This is a genomic window from Sphingomonas sp. Leaf412 (genome assembly GCF_001425405.1).
Lineage (GTDB): Bacteria > Pseudomonadota > Alphaproteobacteria > Sphingomonadales > Sphingomonadaceae > Sphingomonas.
On sequence record NZ_LMQP01000002.1, the window covers coordinates 548,231 to 571,610 of the forward strand.

16 protein-coding genes and 1 riboswitch are annotated in these 23,380 nt (G+C 66.6%); of the genes, 7 read left to right on the forward strand and 9 right to left on the reverse strand.

The genetic code is table 11. From position 1 onward, the window contains the following. Window positions 1-42: 42 nt before the first annotated feature. From ASG29_RS06985 to ASG29_RS07000, 4 genes are read right to left on the reverse strand one after another with little or no spacing between them, the layout of a single operon-like run. On the reverse strand, window positions 43-813 hold the full coding sequence (locus ASG29_RS06985) for an anti-sigma factor family protein (protein ID WP_037529333.1): 771 nt from the start codon (window positions 811-813) through the stop codon (window positions 43-45). Further along, entirely contained in the window at window positions 810-1,319 is a 510-nt protein-coding gene (locus ASG29_RS06990) for an RNA polymerase sigma factor (RefSeq protein WP_055982122.1), read from the reverse strand. The genes ASG29_RS06985 and ASG29_RS06990 overlap by 4 nt, the downstream gene beginning before the upstream one ends. Before the next feature lies 1 nt (window position 1,320). After that, the gene (locus tag ASG29_RS06995) at window positions 1,321-2,760 is read right to left on the reverse strand and encodes a YncE family protein (RefSeq protein WP_055982125.1); all 1,440 of its coding nucleotides are present in this window, start codon (window positions 2,758-2,760) and stop codon (window positions 1,321-1,323) included. 1 nt (window position 2,761) lies between these two features. Then, a complete protein-coding gene (locus tag ASG29_RS07000) occupies window positions 2,762-3,127 on the reverse strand; it encodes a DUF305 domain-containing protein (protein ID WP_229668351.1) in 366 nt (121 codons plus the stop codon). A 164-nt stretch (window positions 3,128-3,291) separates the two neighbouring features. Then, window positions 3,292-3,368, forward strand: a riboswitch (Fluoride riboswitch). A 23-nt stretch (window positions 3,369-3,391) separates the two neighbouring features. Here ASG29_RS07000 and ASG29_RS07005 point away from each other — a divergent pair. From ASG29_RS07005 to ASG29_RS07015, 3 genes are all read left to right on the forward strand, one after another. Continuing rightward, window positions 3,392-4,750 (forward strand): voltage-gated chloride channel family protein, encoded by a 1,359-nt coding sequence (locus tag ASG29_RS07005; RefSeq protein ID WP_055982128.1) that lies wholly within the window; start codon window positions 3,392-3,394, stop codon window positions 4,748-4,750. Between the two features lie 26 nt (window positions 4,751-4,776). Further along, window positions 4,777-5,160 (forward strand): DUF190 domain-containing protein, encoded by a 384-nt coding sequence (locus tag ASG29_RS07010; RefSeq protein ID WP_055982130.1) that lies wholly within the window; start codon window positions 4,777-4,779, stop codon window positions 5,158-5,160. 1,305 nt (window positions 5,161-6,465) lie between these two features. Beyond that, window positions 6,466-8,793, forward strand: coding sequence for an AAA family ATPase (locus ASG29_RS07015; RefSeq protein ID WP_235532809.1), 2,328 nt, complete (start codon window positions 6,466-6,468; stop codon window positions 8,791-8,793). On the opposite strand, the gene ASG29_RS07020 is transcribed toward ASG29_RS07015, so the two are convergent. The 5 genes from ASG29_RS07020 to ASG29_RS07040 all read right to left on the reverse strand — a co-directional run bounded on the left by ASG29_RS07020 (window position 8,781) and on the right by ASG29_RS07040 (window position 15,704). After that, window positions 8,781-9,431: a hypothetical protein gene (locus ASG29_RS07020; RefSeq protein WP_055982136.1), complete on the reverse strand. Its 651-nt coding sequence runs from the start codon at window positions 9,429-9,431 to the stop codon at window positions 8,781-8,783. The two genes, ASG29_RS07015 and ASG29_RS07020, sit on opposite strands and share 13 nt — an antisense overlap. 69 nt (window positions 9,432-9,500) lie before the next feature. After that, complete coding sequence (locus ASG29_RS07025; RefSeq protein WP_156457923.1) at window positions 9,501-10,406, reverse strand: hypothetical protein; 906 nt, start codon at window positions 10,404-10,406, stop codon at window positions 9,501-9,503. A gap of 62 nt (window positions 10,407-10,468) precedes the next feature. Then, window positions 10,469-11,794: a hypothetical protein gene (locus ASG29_RS16370; protein ID WP_082515742.1), complete on the reverse strand. Its 1,326-nt coding sequence runs from the start codon at window positions 11,792-11,794 to the stop codon at window positions 10,469-10,471. Then, on the reverse strand, window positions 11,791-13,332 hold the full coding sequence (locus ASG29_RS07035; RefSeq protein WP_055982142.1) for a hypothetical protein: 1,542 nt from the start codon (window positions 13,330-13,332) through the stop codon (window positions 11,791-11,793). The genes ASG29_RS16370 and ASG29_RS07035 overlap by 4 nt, the downstream gene beginning before the upstream one ends. After that, window positions 13,332-15,704, reverse strand: a complete 2,373-nt coding sequence (locus ASG29_RS07040; protein ID WP_156457924.1) for a hypothetical protein — start codon at window positions 15,702-15,704, stop codon at window positions 13,332-13,334. The genes ASG29_RS07035 and ASG29_RS07040 overlap by 1 nt, the downstream gene beginning before the upstream one ends. Window positions 15,705-16,116: 412 nt before the next feature. Here ASG29_RS07040 and ASG29_RS07045 point away from each other — a divergent pair, with 412 nt between their 5' ends. From ASG29_RS07045 to ASG29_RS07060, 4 genes are all read left to right on the forward strand, one after another. Beyond that, window positions 16,117-17,475, forward strand: coding sequence for a hypothetical protein (locus tag ASG29_RS07045; RefSeq protein ID WP_156457925.1), 1,359 nt, complete (start codon window positions 16,117-16,119; stop codon window positions 17,473-17,475). A 342-nt stretch (window positions 17,476-17,817) separates the two neighbouring features. Then, complete coding sequence (locus tag ASG29_RS07050; RefSeq protein ID WP_055982152.1) at window positions 17,818-19,071, forward strand: metallophosphoesterase family protein; 1,254 nt, start codon at window positions 17,818-17,820, stop codon at window positions 19,069-19,071. Window position 19,072: 1 nt separating this feature from the next. Continuing rightward, window positions 19,073-22,519 carry an ATP-binding protein gene (locus ASG29_RS07055; protein WP_055982155.1) on the forward strand — a complete coding sequence of 1,149 codons (3,447 nt, stop codon included), beginning with the start codon at window positions 19,073-19,075 and terminating at the stop codon, window positions 22,517-22,519. Then, on the forward strand, window positions 22,516-23,373 hold the full coding sequence (locus ASG29_RS07060; protein ID WP_156457926.1) for a hypothetical protein: 858 nt from the start codon (window positions 22,516-22,518) through the stop codon (window positions 23,371-23,373). The genes ASG29_RS07055 and ASG29_RS07060 overlap by 4 nt, the downstream gene beginning before the upstream one ends. Window positions 23,374-23,380: the final 7 nt, after the last annotated feature.

Below are 23,380 nucleotides of genomic sequence, written 5' to 3' on the forward strand. Positions count from 1 at the left end.
TCCGCCCAGTGCCTGTCGGCGCTAAGAAGCGGCCAGGCGCTATCAGGAGACAAGCCCCGCATCGGCCTGGCGCCGGACCTCATCGGCGATCGGATGCAGCTCGGCAGCGGGTCGCTCGCCCACTACACTATAGCCGATCCCGTCGACAGCCCATGTGACCCGGCCCATGGTCCCGCTGGACGTGCTGGTCATGCTTGCGCTCTTGTCGATTTGCATAGGCCTCGTCAGCACCGCGAGCTTTGACGCTTGCGGTCCATCGTAGAGGAGAAGAACCGCAGGGCCGTGGGGCGTCGCGACCAATCGCCCCCCGCCATAGCGGTAACCGGCTGTGCTGAGGTCCGGGATGGTCACGCGCTCACCCAATCGGGCGGAGGTCCACCGGATCAGCATGGCGCGCTGGTCGGGGCCGATTTCCGCCGGTCGTATCCGGTCGGCGGCATAGACACGGAAATTGTCACTCGCCTCGTTGGCCAGCGCCGCGATGCCCGCGCGGGGTTCGCCGCTCCAACGCGCACTCGACCAGCCCCCGCCAAACCCGACCGCCAGCAGAAGCGACGCGGCGATGGCGAGTTGCCAACGCGGTTGGCGTTGCCGTCCCCTGATGGCTGCGACGCGCATCGTCGCCGGGATAGGTTCATCCGCGATTGGAGCGAAAAGCGATGCAAGGGCTCGCGCCTGCTCCGCCTGCTCCCGCAAACGGGCATGCACGTCCGGCTGGCCTTCAAGGTAAGCGTCGACCAGACGCTGCCGCTCGGGCGACAGCCTGCCATCGATCCACGCGGCCAGATCGTCCTCTCCGATCGGGCTGGTCATCGAATACTCCTTAATCGTGGCCGTTCACCCTCCCGGAGGAGCGTCGCCAGACGGTCGCGCCCCCGCGATATGCGCGACATCACCGTTCCCAGCGGCACACCGACGACGGCAGCGACTTCCCCATATGACAGACCTTCGACGGAAATGAGGAGCAGCACCGTCCGCTGCTCCTCGGGCAACGCATCAAGTGCGCGCAACAGGTCTCGGTGGTGCAGGCCTGCGTCCTGATCGGCCGGGCGACCGAGCGCAACGTCGTCCACGAGGTGGAGCGGAACCGCCGTACCTCGCCGGACATGCTGCCGCTTATGATCGACCAACAGATTATGCAGGATTGCATAGACCCAGGGGCGAACCTCCGTCCCGCGTCGTTGCCGCCAGCGCCCGACCGCGCGCTCAAGGCAATCCTGCACCAGGTCATCCGCCATCGCCTGATCGCGCAACCACGACCGGGCATAACGGCGCAGACCGGGGACCAGGGGCTCGATCGCGGCGGCAAGCGGGTCCATCTCAGTCGCGCTGCACCTGCACGATGCGGCCCGGTGCGCCATTCACTACCTCGGCGACCGCCAGAAAGCGCCGGGGGGCCGCTGCACTGCCCTGAACGATCTGCCGGATCGGACCCGATGCGTTGACAATCGCCGCACCTGCCGGATTGCTCATGAAGTTCGCAAGCGGCTCTACCGCACCGCTGCCGTCCGCGTTGGCGGTGAGCACGAGCATGTAAGGCTTCTTGGGCTGCAAACCGGTAACGGCACTCTGCACGACCTGAATGATGCCCTGGTCGAAGAGGGTAATGCTGCTTGCCGCACCATTGCCGCCAACCGGCCCCATGTTCAGATGCACCGCCTTGCCTGCCGTACCGAGCGGTTGGAGATTGTCGGTGCCGGGGCCTGTCGGAACAGCGTTCGGCACATAGGCGATCGCCTGCGGTGCCTGTCCGACCGGCACGGTGGCAACGACCTTGTTGCCGGCGGTGTCGATCGCGGCAAGTTCATCGGCATTCTCCAGCCCGACATAGATGCGCCGGCCGTCGCCCGATGGCCAGACGCCGTGCGGCATCTTGCCGACCGGGATGGTGGCGACAAGCGCGAAGTCGGACGTGCGGAACACCTTCACCGCGTTTTCCCCGCCCACCGTGACATAGGCGAACTGTCCCTTGACCGTGCGGGCGAAGTTGACGTGATTGGTGATCGGTCCGGTATCCAGCACCTTGAGGATCGCGAAAGGCGGCTTGGCATCGAATGCGACCGTCTTGCCGATGTCCTTCAGCGTGAACCAAACCTGCTTGCCGTCCGGCGTCGCGGCGATGTTGGGACAGAACGGACTCGGCTGCGCCACCTGTCCGACCTGCGCGTGGGTCGAGACATCGAACACGGCCAGCACCGGATTGAATGAGGAACAGACATAGCCGTATCGGCCATCGGGAGAGAAGATCGTCATGCCCGGACCACCGGGCGTCTTGATGCGACCGGTCTCCTTGTACGTCGTGGGGTCGAGCACGGCGATGTAATCCTCGCCGCGTACCGTGACCCACACCTCCTTGCCGTCCGGCGTGAAGAACGCCTCATGCGGACTGCGCCCGACATAGGTCGTGTGCTTGACGGTGTTGGTGGCGGTGTCGATCCACGACACGGCGTTGGATCCGATCGACACGACCGCCAGTGTTTTCCCGTCCGGCGAGAAGCCGAGGCCGTGAACCAGCACCTGCCCCTTGTAGAGCGGGGAAAAATTCATCGGCTGCGGATCGCCGAGCTTGATGACGCCGAGCAACCTGTTGTCGGCCGGGTCCGTTACCGACACCGTGTTGGAGAATTGTTCGGATGCATAGACGCGGTCGCGGTGGCTGACAGGCACGTCCTTGGCGTTCCACGGCGCCTGCTGAGCCATGGCAATGCCCGGTGCGGCGCTCATCAGCAAGGCGGCCGAGAGCAGGAAGGTCCGGATCATGTCAGTGCTCCATATGGCTGTGGTGGTCGCCGCCCTGCGTCGGGGCTGGCGTCGAAGGGGGTAGCGGCTGACCGATCGCCAACTTCATGGCGGCGATCTCCTGCTGCTGATCGATGATGATCTCCTGCGCGATGCGCTTGAGCTGCTCGTTATGGCCGTAGCGCAGCTCTGCCACCGCCATATCAATGGCGCCCTGGTGATGCGGAAGCATCATCGCGACGAAATCGCGGTCGACGTCGCCGGACGGCTTGACCATCATGCCCGCCATCATCCGGTCCATCGCGGCAGATACCATGCTGGCGTAGCCATCGGCGGGGGCGGCCGCGACTGCGCCGGTGAGCATGGCCGAAGCAGTCAGACCCAGCATCCAATTTCGTCTACGCATAAGCCTCCTGCGGATCAGTCTCGAAAGGGTAGACGACGCCCGTCGGGGTTTATTCCATGGGTGAGCCAATTATTGATCCTCAGCAAAACAATCGTCTCATCGTGACCCTGCCGTTGGTTGACCAGGTCGCCGTCGGACAGCATATGCTCGGGCACGGCGATGGATTTCCGCCGGGCCATTCGGCCGAACCGCCCTCGCAAGGGCCGATGATTCCTACCAGGCGCCGTAAGGCAGCAAGGAGGAATCGTGCGCGCGACATTTCGCAATCTCTACGACCAGTTCAACATGGCAGCGTTCATTCGCGATCGCCGCACCCATGCCATGTCGGTGCTGCGGTGGGCTTTGATCCTGGTCCCGATGGCCGCAACGGTGGGAACGCTCTGCGCAGCCTTCCTGTGGAGCCTCGATGCCGTAACCCGGATTCGCTTCGCCTTTCCCTGGCTGCTCTACCTGCTGCCGATCGGCGGGTTCGTGGTCGGACTGCTCTACCATCTGACAGGGCGCTCGGTCGAAGGTGGCAACAATCTTATCGTCGAGCAGATCCACGAACCGGGGGGCGGCGTGCCGCTGCGCATGGCCCCGCTCATTTTCTTCGGCACGGTCGTGACACATCTGTTTGGTGGATCGGCGGGGCGCGAAGGCACCGCCGTGCAATTGGGCGGCAGTCTTTCCGGCGGGTTCGGGCGCGCCCTCAAGCTGGATACGCAAGCAACGCGCATCCTGCTGATGACCGGGATCGCGGCAGGGTTCGGCGCAGTGTTCGGGACGCCGATCGCGGGAGCGGTCTTCGCGCTGGAGGTGCTGGCGATTGGCCGGGTCGAGTATCGCGCGCTGGTGCCGTGCCTGGTCGCGGCACTGGTCGGCGACTGGACCTGTCTTGCCTGGGGCATTCACCACGGCATCTACCATGTCGATGCGACAGTGCCGGTCGACGCTCTAATCGTCATCAAGGTTGGCGTCGCGGGCGTCGTATTCGGGTTAGTCGGACTAGCTTTTGCAGAGGCCAATCATGCGCTGGGCGGATGGCTGAAGCGCATGGTGCCTTATGGCCCACTACGACCCGTCATCGGTGGCGTGGCCGTGATCGCACTGGTCTGGCTGTTCGGCACGCGGGACTATCTCGGTCTGGGCACGCTAGCGGCGACGCCGGATGGCCTGACCATCGCCAGCTTCTTCGGCTCCAATACGGACCCGTGGAGCTGGGCGCTGAAGCTGCTCTTCACCGTCGTCACCCTTAGTACCGGCTTCAAGGGCGGGGAGGTGACACCGCTGTTCTTCATCGGCGCGGCGCTCGGCAATGCACTCGCGCCTATGTTCGGGGTGTCGACAGGGTTATTCGCGGCGATCGGCTTCGTTGCGCTGTTCGCGGGTGCGGCCAACACGCCGCTTGCCTGCACGTTCATGGGGATCGAATTGTTCGGGGCGGCCTATGCTGTGCCGATCGCGGTCGCATGCTTCGTCGCCTACCTTTGCTCGGGTCATAACGGCATTTATCTGTCGCAGCGCGTCGCAGTCCCCAAGGTGCCTGCTGCGCGCCTCACACCCGATGCGACCCTGCGTGATGCCCGCACGCACCGTGCTTCCCGCCGTCGCTCGCGCGTCTGATCCTGCTTCCTATCGAAAGGCCCATTATGCCTGATCGTTTCACCGTCCAGCACCGCGAGGTTGGAATGCTGCGCATCTATTTGAAGCCGTCTGACAAGGTCGGCCCACGTCGCTTCTGGGGTGCGAAACCTTTTTATCGCGAGCTGATCCGCACCGCGAAGGCGGACGGCATCATCAACGCCGTCGCGCAGAACATGCATTACGGCTTCAGCAATCGCGGCCCAATCCGGGAAAATGGATCGGAGATTGCCGATCCGCATCTGACTATCTGCGTCGAGCTGGTCGGCGAACGTGACCAGCTCAACATTTTCTGTCGCCGGCATGGCGATCTGCTCGGCAACAAGGTGATAGTTTACAAACAATTGGAGCATTGGACGATCACGCGCGAAACTGAGCGAACCAGAGCCTGATCGGCGTTCCCATAATGGAAGGTTGAACGGGATCGCCCGGACAACATCCACCTTCCTGAGGCATCGCGCGGGGCCGCTTTCCCGAAATCTATTCCCGATTGAGTTTTCCCGAAATGGTCTGTTGAACATGGAGAAACGGGACTGCTGCGGATTCTCGGAGGGGACGGTTTTGGGATGGCGCGCCGATCTGCTCAACGGCCGGGATTGGGTCGGAAACCGACCGGCAGATTGCGGCTGCTCCGACCCATAACCAGACACTCAGTTGATCATCCGAGCTTCTCAAGAGCGGTCGTTTATTCATCGTCGTCCACCCACTCCATTCCGGTCGGACGTGCATGTATTGCATTCTAAAGCGTCGGCAGCACGACCGGGTTTGCTATCGGTCCAACATTGGCGAACCCTGAGTCGAAAACGCACTCAACACCTCCACCTGCCTGGCCATACAATGGCACGCTTGCGCCGCAGCGGAACCGCGTACCGCGAGGGGGCCTCAATTCCCACCGCCAGTTCGCCGGCGAGAGCCCGGGCAGGGCATAACGCCCCACGGCGCCGAAACCGGAGGCGACGAATGGCACCTCTGAGAGCGGCGCGGTGAAGGTGCCAGGACTGACAGCATTCGTGGACGGATCGATACGGCGGCTCGTAGGAAACGGTTCCCATCGGTAGTATACTTCGTCCCGACCGCACTGGCCGACGAACGGAAGGTGGCCATATACTGTGGTCGGTGGCGCCGGAGGCGGCGGGAACGGTCCAGCGGGCACAATCCAGAAACGGCGGTCCACCACCCTACCGTTGCGTAGTATCCCCTCGAAGGGCGGCAGCTGAGCGACCCATGCTTCGAACGGCTCTGCCCTGGACTCCGCTTCGCCGCCAGATAGCCAGGGCTCGTCGAGCAAGCGCTCTACTTTGCCGTCGTCCTCGGACCCTGACATGTCCCAGACAACCCTCCCGCCCGCGACGACGGCGACGGAATAGCGGCCGCCCGGCAATTCCAAGGCAACCATCTGGACCGCCATCGCGGTCTCTGGCTGTTCCGCCAACCAGGCCAAATCCTCGTCAACCACCCTAAACAATCGCACTTCCATCTCCTCTATAAGCGTTGCGAAAGCCGCTCGTTGGCGGGACGCCGTCCAAGCACATATTCCTCTGCTATCGAATGGCTCAAGACAATTTTCCTGCGCGGTACCAGACGCAACCGATGTCGTCGGGAGCTTGGACTGAACCGGAGACGTGCTAGGAGAGAGCGCCGAAGCGAAGGAAGAAGTTGACATCGAAGCGGCCCCGTCATCCACTGACCGGATGGGGATGATCACGAACATCAAGTCGATGCAGGGCCTGGGCATCTATGCTGACCGAGGTGCGAAGTCGCCCCCGCTCCAGTTCCGTCGATACAATCTGGTCTATGGCTTCAACGGGTCGGGCAAGAGCACTCTCTCGCGGCTGTTCGCCAGCCTTCAGGCTGGCGAGCCCCACTCTAAGTTGCCGGAAGGCGCGGCGTTCGAGGTGTCGCTCGACGATGGGACCGCCTTTGGCTGCCCGTCCAATCCGAACGGCCTGGAGCGGCGCCTGCTGGTGTTCAACTCGGACTACATCGAGCAGAACCTGCAATGGGCCGCGGGCCGTGCAAACCCGGTGTTCTACATCGGCGCCGACCAGGCGGACGCTGCCAACGAGCTGACCAAGATCGAAGGGCAGATCGTCATCGCCGAGGCGGACCGGAATGTCGCGACGGCAACGGAGAAGGCGGCGGAGAAGACCTTCGCGAACTTCAAGAAGGAACGGGCGAAGTCGGTCGCCTCCCGCCTTCACCTCGGCAGCCGGAAGTACGAGGCGCCGGGGCTGGCGAAGGACTACGAGAAATGGAAAGGCGACGAGCGCCCGAAGCTGAGCGATGACGAGCTGAAGGCCGCCGAGGACACGCGGCGGTTAGACGAGCCGATGCCGCGCCGCGAGGCGCTCACGTTCGACGAGGCCACCATCGGGACGGCCTACCGCTTCATATCCGAGGTCTGCGGCCAGTCGCTGGCAATGGTGGCCCTCGACGAGGTGCAGCGCCACCCGGACATGCTGCTCTGGCTGAAGCACGGACACGAGTTCCACGAAGCCAACAGCATCGAGGACTGCCTCCTGTGCGGCAACGCCATCTCCAGTGAACGGCGCGCTCTCCTCAGCTCCGCCTTCGACGACCGGGTCGACCAGTTCGTGGCCCGCCTCGCGAAGACGTCCGACCGCTTGAACGAACTTGTCACGGCTGTCACAGGTCTGGAGGGCCAGGTCCCGGCATCCGACGACCTTGTCACGGAGCTGCGGGCGCAGTTCAAGGTCGCCCGACAGACCACGCTCGCGGACACGGCGACGCTCGTCGCGCAGCTTGGCACCCTGCAGGCCGTGCTCGCATCCAAGCGGGAACGGCCCGCAACGCCTGCCGACATGACCGGCGTCGCCTCCGAGGCGGACGTGCTCGACACGGCAGGAAGGATCGGGGCCGGGGTGTCGGCGATCAACGCCGCGATCGCCGCCCACAACCAGGCCGTCACCGACTTCAAGAAGCACCAGGAGGAGGCCGAGACGTCCATCTGCCGGCACTTCATCGCCGACTGCCGCGATGATTATGCCAAAAGCGCGAAGGAGGTCGATGACGCGACTGCGGATGTCCTCCGCCGAACCGAACAACTGGAGGTGCTCAGGAAGTCCGCTCGGGAACTACGCGAGCGGATCAGGACCCATGGCCCGGCGGCGAACGTAATCAACAAGCTGATCGCGGCCTATCTCGGCCACGGTGAGTTGACGATCAACCCGGTCGACGATGGCTACCAGCTGCAGCGGCATGGCACACCGATCAGCGGCGTCCCGAGCGAAGGCGAGAAGACGGCCATCGCCATCTCCTACTTCCTTTCGTCCATCGAGGCGGACAACCGCAAGCTGAAGGACGCGATCATCGTCGTGGACGATCCCGTCTCGAGCCTCGACACGAAGGCTCTCAACTTCGCCTGCTCCCTAGTGCGAACGCGTCTGGACAAGGCCGGTCAGGTGTTCGTCATGACGCATAACCTGCAGTGCATGAACGAATTCCGGAAGGGCTGGAAATGGAAGGCCCGGCCACCCGAGGGCAAGGATCCTTCGGCGACGTTCCTCTTCATCGACGTCACGATGCCCGAAGGGCAGACGCGCCGATCGTCGATGATCGTCGAGATGTCGAAGCTGCTCCGGGAATACGATTCCGAATACCACTTCCTCTTCAGCCACGTTCTACGGTTCGTCGAGCAGCCGGACGCCTACGACGACCACGGATACATGATCCCCAACGTGCTTCGTCGGGTCCTGGACGTATTCCTCGCATTCAAGTGCCCGGGCGGGTCAGGCCTTCCCAACCAACTCGACAAGCTGTGCGCCGACCATCCGGATCTCGATCGCGATCGTCTCGCCGCGCTTGAGCGGCTGGCCCAAGTGGAATCCCATTCGGACAACCTCGACGACCTGCTGTCGTTCTCGACCATGACGTTGGAGGAGACGCGTGCCGCCGCCGGCGCGCTCTTCGCCATGATGGACCATGTCGACTCCAACCATCTCAAGAACCTGAAGCGGCTGTGCCGCCTACCGGCGGCCAGCGCGACGGGCGCTCAGTCGAGCTGACCCGGAAAATTGGTCGACCGGCCCACCGTCAGGTTGCGGACCATGTTATCGACGGCGACGCGGTAGAACTCGGCCAGGTGGAAGTTCATCTGTCCCGACAGGCGCCGCTGATGCGCCGATACGATGCCGATGACGGCGTTCACCAAGGCGATCACATCGGACTGGGACAGGGGAAAGTCCTCATGGATCGAGGCGGTGCCGTCGAAATACTTCTTGTCGAGATGGGCGAAGTGCTTGTCCCTCCTCCCCATTATCGCGTCGATCGTGGGCCGGTGGGCCTCAAGCTGGTCGATCTGCGTCTGTAGAAGATCCGCCGGCGGTGGCGTGCCGTCGAGCCAGGTTATGAGCGTACGGTTCTCCCGACAGAACTTGAGGAAGCCGATGAGGCTCCTGTCGCTGCGGTTGGGTCGCTCCAGCAGCCGCGCTGTCGCCAGATGGAGGTCGATCTCGACGGATTGGATCAAGGGATACAGGAGTGGCTCTATCTTCCACAGCCGCTCGCCCAAGATCGATTCCTGTTCGAGCAATGCGGAGTAGATAGCGAGCGTGGCGACGAGACCCGGGGGCTCGTTTCCGTGGATCAACGCTGCGTAGCGCGACAGCCGCTGCTCGTACTGCGCCTGGACGACTTCCTTCATGCGACTGCTCCTCTCGAGCAACGCGCGTCGAAGCCCGGCATTCGCCAGGACGACGCGCTCAAATGACGATCAGGCGGTGGGCGAGCAGGAAGTCATACACCGCTCCGGGGTCCTTCGGAGGTGGGAACCCGGCAGCCGTACACCGCGTCGAAACCTGTGCATGGCGCTTCCTCTGATTTGCGGAGAGCATCGACCGGCGACCGGTGCCCGAAGCGCCTTCTCGAACACCGCCTCGGCCTTCTCCGCGTGGCAAAGTTCCGCATCGATCGTCGCGATGATTTTGATGAGCACGTCGGTGAACCCGACGACCCCGCGCAGGTTCAGCGACACCTTCTGGCCGAGCGTGACCGGATCGAACGCGAGGTCGCCCTTCCTCCCCAGCTGCGCTTTGCCGGAGACCGGCTGGAAGGCTGTGTAGGCATCGACCGCCTTCTGGTCGGCCACGCCTCCAGCGTGCACCTGCGCGTTCCTCAGTTCCTTGAAGTAACGATAGCACAGCATGAAGTTCTGGAGATGCGGGAGAGAATACTTCCTGTCGGTGGAATAGATTGGATAATAGGCTGACTTCAGAGTGCTGGACTCGCTCGCGAGAAGACCCGCCATCGTCGTGACCACCCTGTCCGGAAACTGCAGCTTCTTGCCCGATCCGGCCCGTTCGCCAAGCGAGTGCAGGATGTCGTCGGCCCACTGCTCGTAGATCGCGAAAGCGTTCGTCAGAACGAACGACCCGAAGATCGCGGTCTGGTCGTCCCACGTGTAGTCGGTGACGGTGCGCCTGAGATCGACGTTGTCGATCTTGCTTCCGAACAGGAATCTCTGCTTCAGCTGATCGACAGAGGCGTGCGGCACCTCGGCGATGAAGCCCTGCACCTGCCAGCGAAGGTTCCACAGCGCGGCTGCCGTCGGCCACACGAACTCGAAGAGAGACGTGACCTGGCGTATCGCCTGACGGCTCGCCGGGAAAAACAGTTCCATGCCACAGTCCCCCATCGTCGCGCCGGTTTGCATCGATGCTTCAGCACAGGCAAAACCGCGAATTATAGCAGGCGGCGCCGCGCTATGCGCCGCTCCTCCTCAGTGAAGATCCCATCCCAGCGCGGCTGGAGCACGAGCGACTCCACCGCGAGGTCGATGCGCTCGAGCAACGCGAGGCGCGCGAACCCCTCGGAAGGCGGAAGCTCCAGCAACCTGCGGGCGGTCCCGATGCCGCCGAGCCGGTCGATCATCTGGAGCATACCGGTGGGATGGTAGTCCAACGCCGCGCACTGGGCGTAGATGTCACGGAGAGCGTCGGCGAACTCGCGATCCAGCGAGGCGGCGTCCCGCGCCGTGGTGGCAGCCGCGCGCGGTGTCGGAGTGCCGCCGCCCAGGACCGCCGCCAGCTTCGGAGCGTTGCCCTCCAACCAGTCCACCAGTGCGGCCATGGCGTCCAGTCCGGCCAGGACGGCGTCGCGCTGCGAGGCGAACGGAGACTGCGGGTCGATGCCCGGCGTCCGCGCGCGGATCGCGAGCGACTTCCCCGCCCCCTCGGCCGAGTAGGGCGTTCCGGCCAGGATCCCGGAGGCGCGCGCGGCCGGCGCCAGGTGCGCCAGGCTCGAGAACTGGGCGTTGACCCATTTCCAGGGAACCGAGTTCCCGAACTCGTGCCGCAGGGCCGGGGCCGGCAACCCCGGCAAGGTCAACCCCTCGAATATCCGCGTGATGGCCTTGGGTCCGTCCGTCGATGGCCGCACACGCAGGGCCGGCAGGCGTTCGCGCGCCAGCGCCGCATAGGCCTCGGCGAAGTCCCGCTTCTCCGGAACGGTCCGGGCGATCCAGGCGGCGGACGCACGCTTGCCGCATAGCGCCTCCAGCAGCTGGACGCGCACACCGAGCCGGGCATCGACCTCCAAGGGAACGTCCTCGCCACGACGCACCTCGAGAGCGTCGGCGATGTCCTCGATCGACACGCTGGCGTCGAAGGTCGAAGCGTCGAGCAGGGTGCGGAGCCTGCCGGCTGGCGCGACCAGCACCGACGCGGCCCGTCTGGCGCCCAGTTCCGAACGGGCGGCGGCCACCTCCGCCGCATAGGCCTCAGCCTGGCCGGGCTGAAAGTCGGCCGTGACCTTGCTCTCGATCAGGACGCGCGCCGTTACCGCACCGGTCGGATCGAACCACCCGATCTGGACGTCTGTCTGCCGGCTGTCCTGGAGCCGGGTCGGCGACTTCTGCAACCTGACCTCGCACCCTTCGGGAGCGTCGAACCGCGCGGTCAGATGCCCGAGCAGCCAGCTCCGGAATTCCGGCGAGGCGTGCAGCTCTTCGACAAGGAAGTTGTCGAGGTCGCGCTCGCGGACCCGGTCCCTGAACAGCTCGTCGCTCATGCGGTACCGCCTCCGGTCCGCGCCGCCGGGCTGACGTAGCCGCCTTCCGCCTGGTCGACGATCCCGCAGTCGGAGGCGAGTTCCAGCAGCGTGTAGAGGCGGTCCGCCGTGGGATTGGATCGTCCCGCGCCACGCAGGGCGATCCAACCGCCCTCGTCGAGCACGATCCGCAACCGCTGCGTGTCATCGCCGCTGCGACCTACCGCCCAGTACACGTGCTGGCCGATCAGGAGCTCCGACACGATCAGCTCGCAGGCGTCTCGCATCGGCAGACCCGCGGCGCTGCGGAAGCGTGCCGAAAGACGTGTCAGCGGCAGCCGGTCGGGCTGACCCGCGAACAGGTCCTCGGCCTCGTCCATCACCCTGCAGATGGCGATCGCTGCCCGAAGGCCGGATGCGCAGAGGGCAGGGTCGTCCCACTGGCGGGATCCCTCGATCGCGTCGAGCAGCGTTACCGGCGACACCACCGCGTCATCGCCCTCGTCACCACGGTCCCGCCGGTCCAGCCATTCCCCGAACGGCAAGTCGGGGGAGGCGTCTAGCGCCTCGAGCAGCCAGCCCACGAGCTCGTCGAGCGTCACCGGCCGGTTGGACGCCATCGCCAGGACCCAGTTCAGAAGACCCTCCAGCGACAGCCGCATCAGCTGGCGGGTCTGCATGGCACGCCACAGGCGAGCGGTCGGCCAGTCCGACCACTCACGGTCGGACCGTGCAGCGAGCAGCCTCAGCTGGCCGGTGTCGAGCGGTCCGGTCGCGGAGCCGAGGATTGATCCGACAAGCTCCATGGTCCGGGCGCGGGGCGAGACGCCACCCGATCCGACAAGCGCCAGGCGCCCGACTTCGGCCTCCGCCGGGGTCAGATCCCGCATGTCCCATAGCGGATGCCATTCGACCATGAGGTCAAGTGACACCCAGCCGCACTCCAGCGAGGCGAACGCCTCATGGCCAAGCGCCGGCGCCAATCTGGCGTCGAGGGCGAGGACTGCCGGCATGACCTCGTCCACCGGCGCGAACAGCCCGCCCGACGATCTGAGGAAGCCCATCCCAAGCCCCTCCTTCACCGAGGGACCATACGAGACCGGGGACATAAGCGACCCCTGGTCACGGCGCCGGAGATGCCAGTCCTCCCACTCGGGCGTTGAGAAGTCGTAGCCCCGCTTCGCTACGACGCGCGCCTGCAGACCCTCCACACCCGGAAGGCTAGAGAAGTCCCCCGCCATCAGCTGGCCCGTCTGGAAGATGACCTCGATCCGGTCGGTGAACCGCCGCCCGACCGGCACGGGTAGCGACTGCAGCCCGGCGCGCTCCGCCAGCCGCGCTGCCTGCCACCACGCCCACGCCATTACCACGTAGGGTCGCAGCCGCCATGCCGCGTTGTTGAGGCCCGGGATGCAGCGATCCATCATGTCGAAGTTGAGCTGCCTCAATCCAAGCGGATCCACGCCCCCCGTCTCGAGCGGCAGGATCGGGACCGGGCGCGGGCGATCGGCCAAGGCGATCACATCGTCCAGATCATGGAGATTGCGGATCCGCGCCATCACAGACTCCGATCCAGAACAACGACGCTCGAGCAGCAGTTCTGTGCAGCGACCAGGCCGATGGCGCGCAGCCGCTGGATGTCCGCCGCGGGCAGGCCGATGCTACATTTGGGGCAGGACGTGTGCCACGGACCGGCGATCGGTATGCGGGCGGCGAAGCCGTCCGCGATGCGACGCCGGATGCGGGCCATCTCCGGTTCGCGGTCGAGGCAGGGAAGCGGCGGCGGGGCCCCGCCGGCGCGGATCGCAGCTAGCAGGACCGGCAGCTCCTCAAGGACGGAGCGCTCCCCGCGGACTTCGGCCACGAACGCGTCCAGCGCCTCGCGGCCCGCCGTAGCTTCGGCGACTAGGCCGCTGACAACCGGGGTCATCGCGCCCATGCACGCGTCCAGCGCATCGTCCACCGGTCCGACCATGGCCGCGATCCTGCGCCGCGCGCGGATCGGCGAACGCGCGGCCATCGCGTCGATAAGCACCATCGCCGTCGCAAGGGAGCGGAGTTCCGCCCGTTCCGGGTCGCAGCGCAGCCTGGGCGACGCGAGCACCGTCCACCACGAGGCGAACTCCGAGACCCGCGCGGCGTCGGGGCGGCGCGCGAGCACGCACAGGCCGAGATCGCCCAGCCGGTGGAGTTCGGTCTGAGGATCATCGTCGATCCTCGAGGCGAAGGCCTCCCGGATCACCTCGAACACCTTCTCCGTCCGCTCCGGCGGCGGGCTGGCCGCGCGCCCGCCCGCCCCGGCATCCTCCGCATCGCCGGCGGCCGATCCGCCACCGCCAGTGCCGCCGCTCACGAGACTGCGGCGCACCGCCGCGATCAGCCGGTCGATCGCGCTGGCGCCCCAGCCGGCGACGTGGGGCGATGTACCCCCGGCGCGTGGTCGCACATCCAGTTCCGCCAGCGACACGCTCCGGTCGTCAACCACGCGATCGGTCGGGCGGACGGCGGAACCGTTGCTCCACGGCGCGGCCGTCTCGTCGGGGTGCCGGGCGAAGTACTCCAGCACGCCGGCGAGATCCTCGTCCTCCGCCGAGCCGCCGACGACCCGGATCATGCTGCCGGCGCTCGAACCCCATCGGCGGTTCAACTCGAGCAGATCGGGGAAGGTCACGAAACCGGCGACACGCCGCCCATCGCGCGACAGCGCAAGGATAGCGCGCCGGCTGCCGAAGCCGATCTCGTCCCCTCCGCGGATCTCGATCGAGAAGCGGCGGTCTAGCCCAACCTCAAGATCGCCCAGCTCGCGGAACTCCCCCGTCGCGTCGAGACGCGCCGACCAGGTGCCCTGGGCGTCGGCACCCATTACGATCCCTGACAGGTTACGGCCGACGAGATTCGCAAGCAGGATCGCGTCGTCGCTTCCGGACCCCTCCGTCTCGACCACTGGAAGCGGAGGCAGCGAGCCGACGAACGCCCGCACCGGCGTGCGCTCAGGTCCCGCGCGCACGACCGCGAGCTCGACGTTCACTGCCCGGGAAAGCGCCGGTCCGCTCGCGTTCACACTGCCGCTCACGGTCAGCACGCGGTCGCGGCAGATAATCTCGATGAGCTTGGCATGCATGGGACGCTGCCGCGGCTCCTCGTCGAGGCCCTCGACGACGACCCGGTCCGCTCGGGTATCGTGTGCGAAGTCGTAGTGCTGACCGGCCAATGCCAAGGCGGTGGACACATGGACCGCGAACCGCTCCAGCCCCAGCCCGTCGGCCAGTCTGCGGACCGCGCCGGCTAACCCGAAGTAGGGCGACGCGACGAGAAGCCCGGTTGCCCCGCCCGCCGCGTCCGCCATCTCCACGAGCTGGTCCGCGATTGGCCGGTCGACGCTGTGGAGGAGGCGCACGTCTGACCCGCCGCCCATATCTCCCGACCGCCGCAGCGCGCCCGCCCAGGACGCGGCGATTCCTGCGTTCGGGAAGTCGAGGCGGGGCGACGTGGCAAGCGCCTCGAGGAAGTCGGCCATGTCGCCGAACGCCCGCGGCGACGTGCGCGGACTGAGTATCTCGCAGAGCTCGAGGTTGCGCCCCCAGCCCCCGAACGTGAGGTTCCCCGAACCGATCACGAGGCGCGGACCATCCTCGCCATCGAGCAGGACGAACTTCGGATGGAAGCATCCGCCGGGCGCGCCGATCGCGTCCACGGCGTAGGTCCGGCCAACCTCGCGCGCCCCGGCCTCGCCGAGCGAGGCCGCCACACCCGACACGTCGGCGAGGATCCGGATGTCGTTGGCGCCGACCCGACGCAGCGCCCGCAGCGGTGCCGCCTCGAAGAACCCCAGACTAAGCGCATAGGTGCCAAAAAGCGCCCGCGTCCAACGCCCGGCCCGGACGACGTCCAGCGGATGCGCGGTCGCAGAAGCAGCCTCAGCAGCCGTCACCACTTTATTGGCACGTCGATGAATCCCCCCCATACCGCGGCCTCGCCTGCGACGCACCGATCGTGACCCACGCAGGCGGAGGAGGCAAGGCCGACGAGAAAACCTCAGCCCAGAGGCGCCGGGATGCTCAACGGCTGAAAATAGCTGAAGATGATAATAGGGGGCGAGAATTATATGTACGAAGCCAAGCGACGTGTTGGCCTTTTGTATTGATGGTCCGACTAACGGTCGAGTCAAGTGAATCACATCGGCGGAATCGGACGCGAGGACTTTCGGTATCCTGCAGCGGATCCCTTTTTCGACGGAGACGAATGCGTCGCGACCGCCGTGCTGCTGGACCGGGTTAGGGTCTCGCCAACGATAATGCCGTGGACCGCCTTGCCGACGCTGTATGCGACGCTATCGTCCGGCAATGTCAAAACAACGCATGGTGTCGGCGACCATCCTCGTCGGACGACCTGACCTCATCGCTCTCGGCGACGACGTCGACTACGTCGAGCTTGACGAGGCTCTCGAGGCCGCGGCCTCGTCCGCTACCGAGATCACAATCCTTGGCGGCTTCTACAGTGTCGAGCCGATCATCGCGCTGTGCAAGCAGGTCAGACGGTCCAGGCGTAGCGCCTGCAAGGTCAGGATCGCCGTCGGGATCGAGGCGAAATCGGCAATCCCAGCGACTTGGGCAGACATGCGTCGGCTGAGGGAAAAGCTGCTCAAGAGCGGCTTCCGGGACGTCGTCGTGGCGGTCGTGAGAAGCTCGCCGGTCCACTTCCATACCAAGCTCTTCCGGTTCCTCAATACCACCCGACCGGTTTGGTTCGTGGGCTCCGCCAATCCGGGAAGCACCCGCCACGAACTCATGGTCCGGCTATCCGGCCGGCACGAGGCGCTGTCGGCATACGTCGCAGCCGTATTCGCCAAGGCCGTCGACGTCGCGCTGTCGCCCCCGGCGGCCGAGATCACGACGCTGCGGGACTTTTTTATGGCGGGGCTGCTCTGTCACAAGCCGCCGGCGCAGCGACTATTCACGTTCGACGCGTTCCGGTTCGACGCCCGGCATCACGAGCGGCTCGCCGAGGCGCTCGCTGGATCGTCCGCCGTCAGCCATGCCAATCCGCGGACGCAGGGATTCGGCTTCGACTTGAGAAGCCCGTTGCAGATCGCGGACGTTGACGACGACCTCGACGGTGACGGCCCGTCCGGCAGTCGGGTGCAGATTCGACCATACTCGATCGACACGGTGTTCGGATGGTGGATGCCCCAGGCCTACGGCGACTACGTCCGCGGCAAGGTGGCGCAGGACGAAGCAGCCAGGGAGCGGCGTCTCGCGGAGATCGGCGCCACGCTGCGGACGCCCGAAGGCGAGCGTTCCGTGCGCGATGCCTTCGCCAGCCACGTCGAGACGTTGGGGAGGTTCCTCGAGACGCACGGGATCGACGCCCGTCCCGTGAGCAACCGCGAGCTGCGCTTCGAGCGGTTCGTGACGTCCCGCACCAAGGCGCTGAGCAATCCGGTCACCGTCCAGCGCCACGCCCGGTCCATGACGCTGACCGGAATGCCGGACATCTGGGAAGACGGCGTAGCGGTGGAGGAGTTCGAGCGGTCGTTCTTCGAGGACCTTGCGTTCCGGGCCGGCGGGACGACCCAGCCAGCGATCGTCAAGTCGATCCCCGCGCGGCTGGACGACGACACACTCTCGATCGGCTCGGAGTTTGAGGACGCGCTGCGCGACACGATCGCCGAGGAGCCATGGAGCGACGACGATTGGGAGTGACAAGTCCCGCGGACGGTGCTGACAACCAAGTCCCGACCGGCGGCAAAAACTTTCGGTTTCCGGCCCTGGTGCACTCCCACAAGACTTATTCGTCCCCGCCGCTTCGGCAGCGGCACGGTAGCTAGTAGGACGGCGGTCACGACCGGGAACCGATGGACTACGGGCGGCTCGACAGGCTGATCGGTTCGGCCAGCTGTTATATCACCCTGACGATGACGGAGCGTGTCCGACCGGCAGTAGCACCCGTTCCCTCGAATTTGTGTCAATCGACAACATGCTGCAAGGTGTCTTAACATTACCAACCGAGGCGACACTTGAACCGCGACACATGGGGGACGATCGATTACTGATTTTCGCTTTCTCCATGCGGCCGACATCCACCTCGACAGTCCGCTTCGCGGACTCTCGCGCTACGAGGGCCTGCCGGAGCAGGAAATCCGCGGCGCAACCCGTGCGGCGTTCGACAATCTGGTGCGCTTCGCCATCGACGAGGCGGTGGACTTCGTCCTAATCGCGGGCGACCTCTTCGACGGCGAATGGCGTGACATGGGCACCGGCCTTTACTTCGCCCGCGCGATCGGGCGGCTCGACCAGGCAGGCATCCCGGTATTCCTCCTCGCCGGCAATCACGACGCGGAATCGGTCATCACGAGGAGCGTGCCGTGGCCGCCTAACGTGCGACTGTTCGGCACGAAGAAGCCGGAAACCCACATCCTCGCCGACATCGGGGTCGCCATCCACGGCCAGGGCTTTCCTACACCCGCCGTCACCGACAACCTCGTGCTCGCCTATCCCGAGGCCGCCAGCCACCACTTTAACATCGGCATGCTGCATACCGCCCTTGCCGGACGGCAGGGTCACGCTTCCTATGCCCCGTGCAGCCTCGATGACCTGAGGTCCAAACGATACGATTACTGGGCGCTCGGGCATGTCCACGAGCACGAGATCGTATGCAAGGAGCCGCACGTCGTGTTCCCGGGCAACACGCAGGGACGCACGATCCGCGAAACCGGACCGAAGGGCGCGGTGATCGTCACCGTGGAGGACGCACGGGTCGCGTCGGTGGAGCGCATCGAGCTCGACGTGCTGCGCTGGGCGGTAGTCGAGGTCGACTGCACCGACGCCATGGCCGACGCGGTCCCGGCGCTGATACGCGCCGCGCTGCTCACGGCATGGCGGGGCAGCGCCTCGGGACTTCCCCTCGTGGTTCGCGTGACGCTCACGGGGCCGACGTCCGACGCGGGCACGATGCACGATCGCGCGGGCCCGCTCCGCGACGACACCCGGGCGGTCGCCGCGTCCATCTCGCCCGACCTGTTCATCGAGAAGGTGAAGGTGCTCGTCGCCTCCGAAAGCCAAGCCGACGAGGTAGTCATCGGCGACGACCTCGCGGCGCTGATCGCGCGCGCACCGACCGACGCGGCGCTCGCTGAAATGCTCGCGGACGATCTCGGCCCGTTCCTCCTGGCGGCGCAGATGTCACTGGGGCCCGACGAGGACGGCGAGCTGCGCAACGCCGCCACCACCGGCGACTGGAGTTCCGTCCTCCAAACCGCGACGCTCGCACTCCGCTCGCGCCTGACGAGCGAGGCCTAGCATGCGTTTCGCCAGCCTCGCCCTCGAGCGTTACGGCCACTTCGAGGGCTGCGAACTCACCTTCCGCCCCGGCGCACCCGACCTGCACGTCGTCTACGGTGCGAACGAGGCGGGCAAGACCACCTCGATGGCCGCGGTGTCCGATCTGCTCTTCGGCTTCCCGACCCGTTCACCATACAACTTCCGCTACGACTACTCCCTCCTGCGCGTCGGGGCCGTGATCGAGGACGACGGCAGGACGCTCGCCTGCCGCCGCAAGAAGGGCACCAGCGGCACGCTGCTCGGCCTGGACGACCGGACACTCGACGAAGGCACGCTGCTGGCCATGCTGCGCGGCCAGACGCGCGAGACGTTCGGCCTGTCATTCAGTCTCGACCAGGAGGGCCTGCGCGCGGGCGGGAGGGCCATGGTCGAGGCACGCAACGACCTCGGGCGCGCCCTGTTCGCGGCAGGCTCCGGCCTTACCGGCGTGTCGGACGAACTGTCGCGCATCGAGGAGGACGCGGACGCGATCTGGGGTCCGCGAGCGTCCAGCAAGCGGTCCTTCACCATCGCGCAGCGCGAATTCGAGGCACAGACGCGTGCGGTGCGGGACCAGTCGCTACGTCCGAAGACATGGCTCGATGCACGGGCCGCGGTGGCGGCCGCGCAAGCCGAGCTGGACGACGCGCAACGACGGCGGGACGAGGTCCTCGCGGAAGTGAGCCGCGTCGAGCGGACACGACGCATCGCGCCGTCGGCGCGGCTCCTCGCGGACCAGCTCGCCTCGCTCTCCGATCACGCGGAGACCGTCGACATCGCTCCCCAGCGCGAGGACGCTGCGGAGACGACGATGGCCGAGATCGACCGCGCCACGCTGGCGAAGGCGATGGCCTTGAAGCTGGCCGACGAGGCGACCGGGCGCATGAAGGCGCTCGTGCCGGATCCGACCGTGCTCGCGCAGGCCGATCAGATCGACGAGATCGGTGCTACGGCCGGCGCGGTGGCCAAGGCGAGGCACGACATGGTCCGCCTCGCGGCGGCGCACGCCACCGGGGACGGCCTCGTCGCCCGGCTGCGGGAGGAGGTCGGCGCGGCGGAGCCGCCGACCAGGATCGTCAGTTCGAAACTACGCGAGCTGGCGCTGGCCCACGTGCAGGATGTCTCGGCGCTCGACCAGATCGCCGAGAGCGAGGAGGACCTCGCCCAGCGACGCAAAGCCGTGTCGGAGAGCGTCGACGAGACGCCCAAGACGGTCGAACTCGCCGCGGTCGTGGCAGCCGTCGACGCGGCCCGGGCGCTCGGCGTGGACGCGGACGCCAGGTGCGACGCGGCGGAGCGTAAGGCCTCACTCGCCGCCACGGCGGTCGAACAGGCGCTCGCACGTCTGGCGCCCTGGAAGGGCGACATCCCGCACCTTCTGGCTCTTCCGCGCATCGCCGCCACCGAGATCGAGGCGGCACGCACGGCTCTCGCGGACCTGGCCGCGACGGCGAGCCGCGAAATGGCCCTTGCCACTCGGGCGCGCGAGGAGGCGGCGGCCCTCGAGCTGCAGATGAGGCAACTCTCGTCGGGTCCAGCCATCTCGGCCGACGAGATCGTGGTCTCGCGGACCCAGCGCGACGACCGCTGGCAGCCGATCCGCGACCATGTCCTCAGGCAAACCGCCCTTCATGCCCCGGATGACGCGGTCGCTGCCTTCGAGGCAACCGTCGCCGGGGCGGACGAACGGAGCGATCTCCGGTTCGCCGCAGCCGACGAATCGAGCAGGCTGGCCGACATGGGCCAGCGCGCCGCGAAACTGCTGCTGGACGCCGAACAGGCCGAGGCCCGTGCCACGACCGCGACCGGGCAGGGGACGGCGTTCCGTGCCGACTGGACGGCACGACTGACCCGCGCCGGCTACGCAGAGATGGAGCCTGAGCAGCTCACCAGCTGGCTCGACGACCGCGACGCGGCGGAGGCGGCGCACGAGACCGCGACTTCGCTCGAGGACGAAGCCGCGGCCAGCCTCCGCCGACGGGCAGGTGTCCGTGCCGCGCTCGTCGCATGCCTCCCCTTGGACGCGGCGGAGCACGAGGCCACCGAACTGGCCCCCGTCCTCGCCCGTGCCGAGCGGATCCGCTCAGATGGCGAAGCGGCGGAGCAGACCGCCCGGCTCGGCAAGGCCGCGGCGGAACAGCTCGAGCAGGACGCCGACGCGCTCACCCGACGCAGGAAGAGGCTCGAGGATGCGGCGACGGTCCGGGCCGCCGCCTGGCGGGACTTGCTGGCGGATGCCCGCATCAAGATGGACATCTCCGGCGCGATCGCCACCCTGGACGTCCTCGAGGAGCTGCGGGTGGCGCTGGCGTCGCAGACGGAGCGCAAGGCCCGCATGGACGGAATGGGGCGCGACGCCGACGAGCACGACGCGCGCATCGCGTCGATCGCAGACGCGCTCGGCATCGACGCGTCGGGAAGCCCCGCCGAACGCCTCCAGATCATGCGTGAACGGCTCACGGCGGCGCGCGCGACCGCGAACGTGCTCGCGTCGTTAGAGGAGACCGTGGCCGAGCGAACCGAGGACGCCGCCGCCGAGGACGCCAAGCTCGCGGTGGCCCTCGCATCCCTCGGCCCCCTCATTGACGAGACCGCCTCGAAGGACACGGCCGAGCTCGAAGCCGCCATCCAGAGGTCGCGGGAGGCACGCGCCCTGCGCATCGCCATCGCGGCGACGGAGACGGCGATCAAGACGGCGGGCGACGGCAAGAGTCTCGAGGAGCTGCTGGCGGCGCAGGAGGGTGTCGATCCCGACGGTCTGGCGGGGCGCACGCAGACCCTCTCCGCCGAGCTTGCCAGCCTCAACGGCGAAGTCGCCGCCGCGGCCGCCGCGCATGGTGACGCGCGGACGGCGTTCGCCGGCCTCGAGACGACCGGCGCCTCGGCGGTGGACGCGGCCACCGACGCCGGGCAGGCGAGGTCGGAGCTTGGCGTGCTCACCGAGCAGTACATCCTCAAGCGGGCGCAGGCGGTCACCCTGCGCTGGGCGATCGAGCAGTATCGCGAGCGCCACCAGGACCCTATGCTGCTGCGCGCCAGCGAACTCTTCTCCTCACTGACGATCGGGCGCTACTCGGCCCTGCGCATCGACAACGACGGCACCACCCCCAGGCTGCTCGGCCTGCGGGACGACGGCCGCACCGTGGTCGACGTGGGTGCGATGAGCGAGGGCACGACGGACCAGCTCTTCCTGGCGCTGCGCCTCGCCGCCGTCGAGCAGTCGGTCGCCTCGGGCATCCGGCTGCCGTTCCTCGCAGACGACCTCTTCGTGAACTTCGACGACAAGCGGTCGGAGGCGGGCTTCCGCGTCCTCGCCGAGCTGGCCAAGTCCACTCAGGTGTTGTTCTTCACCCACCATCCGCATCTGGCGTCGATCGCCCGGTCGGTGGTCGGGGCCGACGTCCACTCGGAATGCTCACTGGCTTGAGGACGTTACCGCCCGGACTCCTTCCAGCATTCAAGCCCGATTGGAAGGCCGCCGACCTGTTGAATGAGCGGCTTCGCTTCGTCGATCCGACCGCGCTGATGCACCTCTCGCGCGGCCTGACCTTCAACCCGCTTCGCTCGGCCGAGGTGCTGGACGATGTCCTCACCGCGTTCGACGAGACGAGCGGCTACGTCTCGGACATGCAGGCCTGGGTCCGCGGGGGCGGCCTGCAAAACGGCCCGTCACCGTCCTTGTCATCAGGCCGCATCGTCGCCGACGTCACCGAGACCATGAACGCGGAGCGCAAGGTGCTCCACGCGGCCGCGATCCTGAACGTGGAGCGGGAGGCCGGGATCGCGCCGGCGGTGTTCCTCAGCATGGTCTCCCCTACGCTCGACGTGGGAATGCGCGTCGAGCTGCCGATGCGGGCCGTGCTCAAAGGCAACCCGCCGCTCGAGGGGACATACACGGTATACCTCCACGTACTCATGACGAGCGACGGAAGAGATCTCGTCTACTACGGCGTCACGAAGCGGGGTTGGAGCTTGCGCTTCCAGGAACACACACGACTCGCAGTCGCCCGGAAGTCCCACCGCCTATTCGCGCGAACGCTAAGGAACCTGACGGCCGCGCGCGCGCAGGAACTCTACAGCGTGCCCGACGAGCGGCCAAAGCTCCGCGGCCTGATAACGACCATCTGCGCCACCGGCCTCTCACGTGACGAGGCGCTCGACGTCGAGGAGGCCATGGTCGAGAAGTACAGCCTTGCCTCGAAGCATCCGGACGGCCTTAACATGATCCCCGGTGGCGCTGCGGGACTTCGCGGTACCGCAGCTTTCAGACCTAGAGGTTGATGGGCTA

Coding starts and splice junctions, on each gene's coding strand:
- ASG29_RS06985 (WP_037529333.1), bottom strand. CDS start 813: ATGACCAGCCCGATCGGAGAGGACGATCTGGCCGCGTGGATCGATGGC.
- ASG29_RS06990 (WP_055982122.1), bottom strand. CDS start 1,319: ATGGACCCGCTTGCCGCCGCGATCGAGCCCCTGGTCCCCGGTCTGCGC.
- ASG29_RS06995 (WP_055982125.1), bottom strand. CDS start 2,760: ATGATCCGGACCTTCCTGCTCTCGGCCGCCTTGCTGATGAGCGCCGCA.
- ASG29_RS07000 (WP_229668351.1), bottom strand. CDS start 3,127: ATGCTGGGTCTGACTGCTTCGGCCATGCTCACCGGCGCAGTCGCGGCC.
- ASG29_RS07010 (WP_055982130.1), top strand. CDS start 4,777: ATGCCTGATCGTTTCACCGTCCAGCACCGCGAGGTTGGAATGCTGCGC.
- ASG29_RS07015 (WP_235532809.1), top strand. CDS start 6,466: ATGATCACGAACATCAAGTCGATGCAGGGCCTGGGCATCTATGCTGAC.
- ASG29_RS07020 (WP_055982136.1), bottom strand. CDS start 9,431: ATGAAGGAAGTCGTCCAGGCGCAGTACGAGCAGCGGCTGTCGCGCTAC.
- ASG29_RS07025 (WP_156457923.1), bottom strand. CDS start 10,406: ATGGAACTGTTTTTCCCGGCGAGCCGTCAGGCGATACGCCAGGTCACG.
- ASG29_RS16370 (WP_082515742.1), bottom strand. CDS start 11,794: ATGAGCGACGAGCTGTTCAGGGACCGGGTCCGCGAGCGCGACCTCGAC.
- ASG29_RS07035 (WP_055982142.1), bottom strand. CDS start 13,332: ATGGCGCGGATCCGCAATCTCCATGATCTGGACGATGTGATCGCCTTG.
- ASG29_RS07045 (WP_156457925.1), top strand. CDS start 16,117: ATGTCAAAACAACGCATGGTGTCGGCGACCATCCTCGTCGGACGACCT.
- ASG29_RS07055 (WP_055982155.1), top strand. CDS start 19,073: ATGCGTTTCGCCAGCCTCGCCCTCGAGCGTTACGGCCACTTCGAGGGC.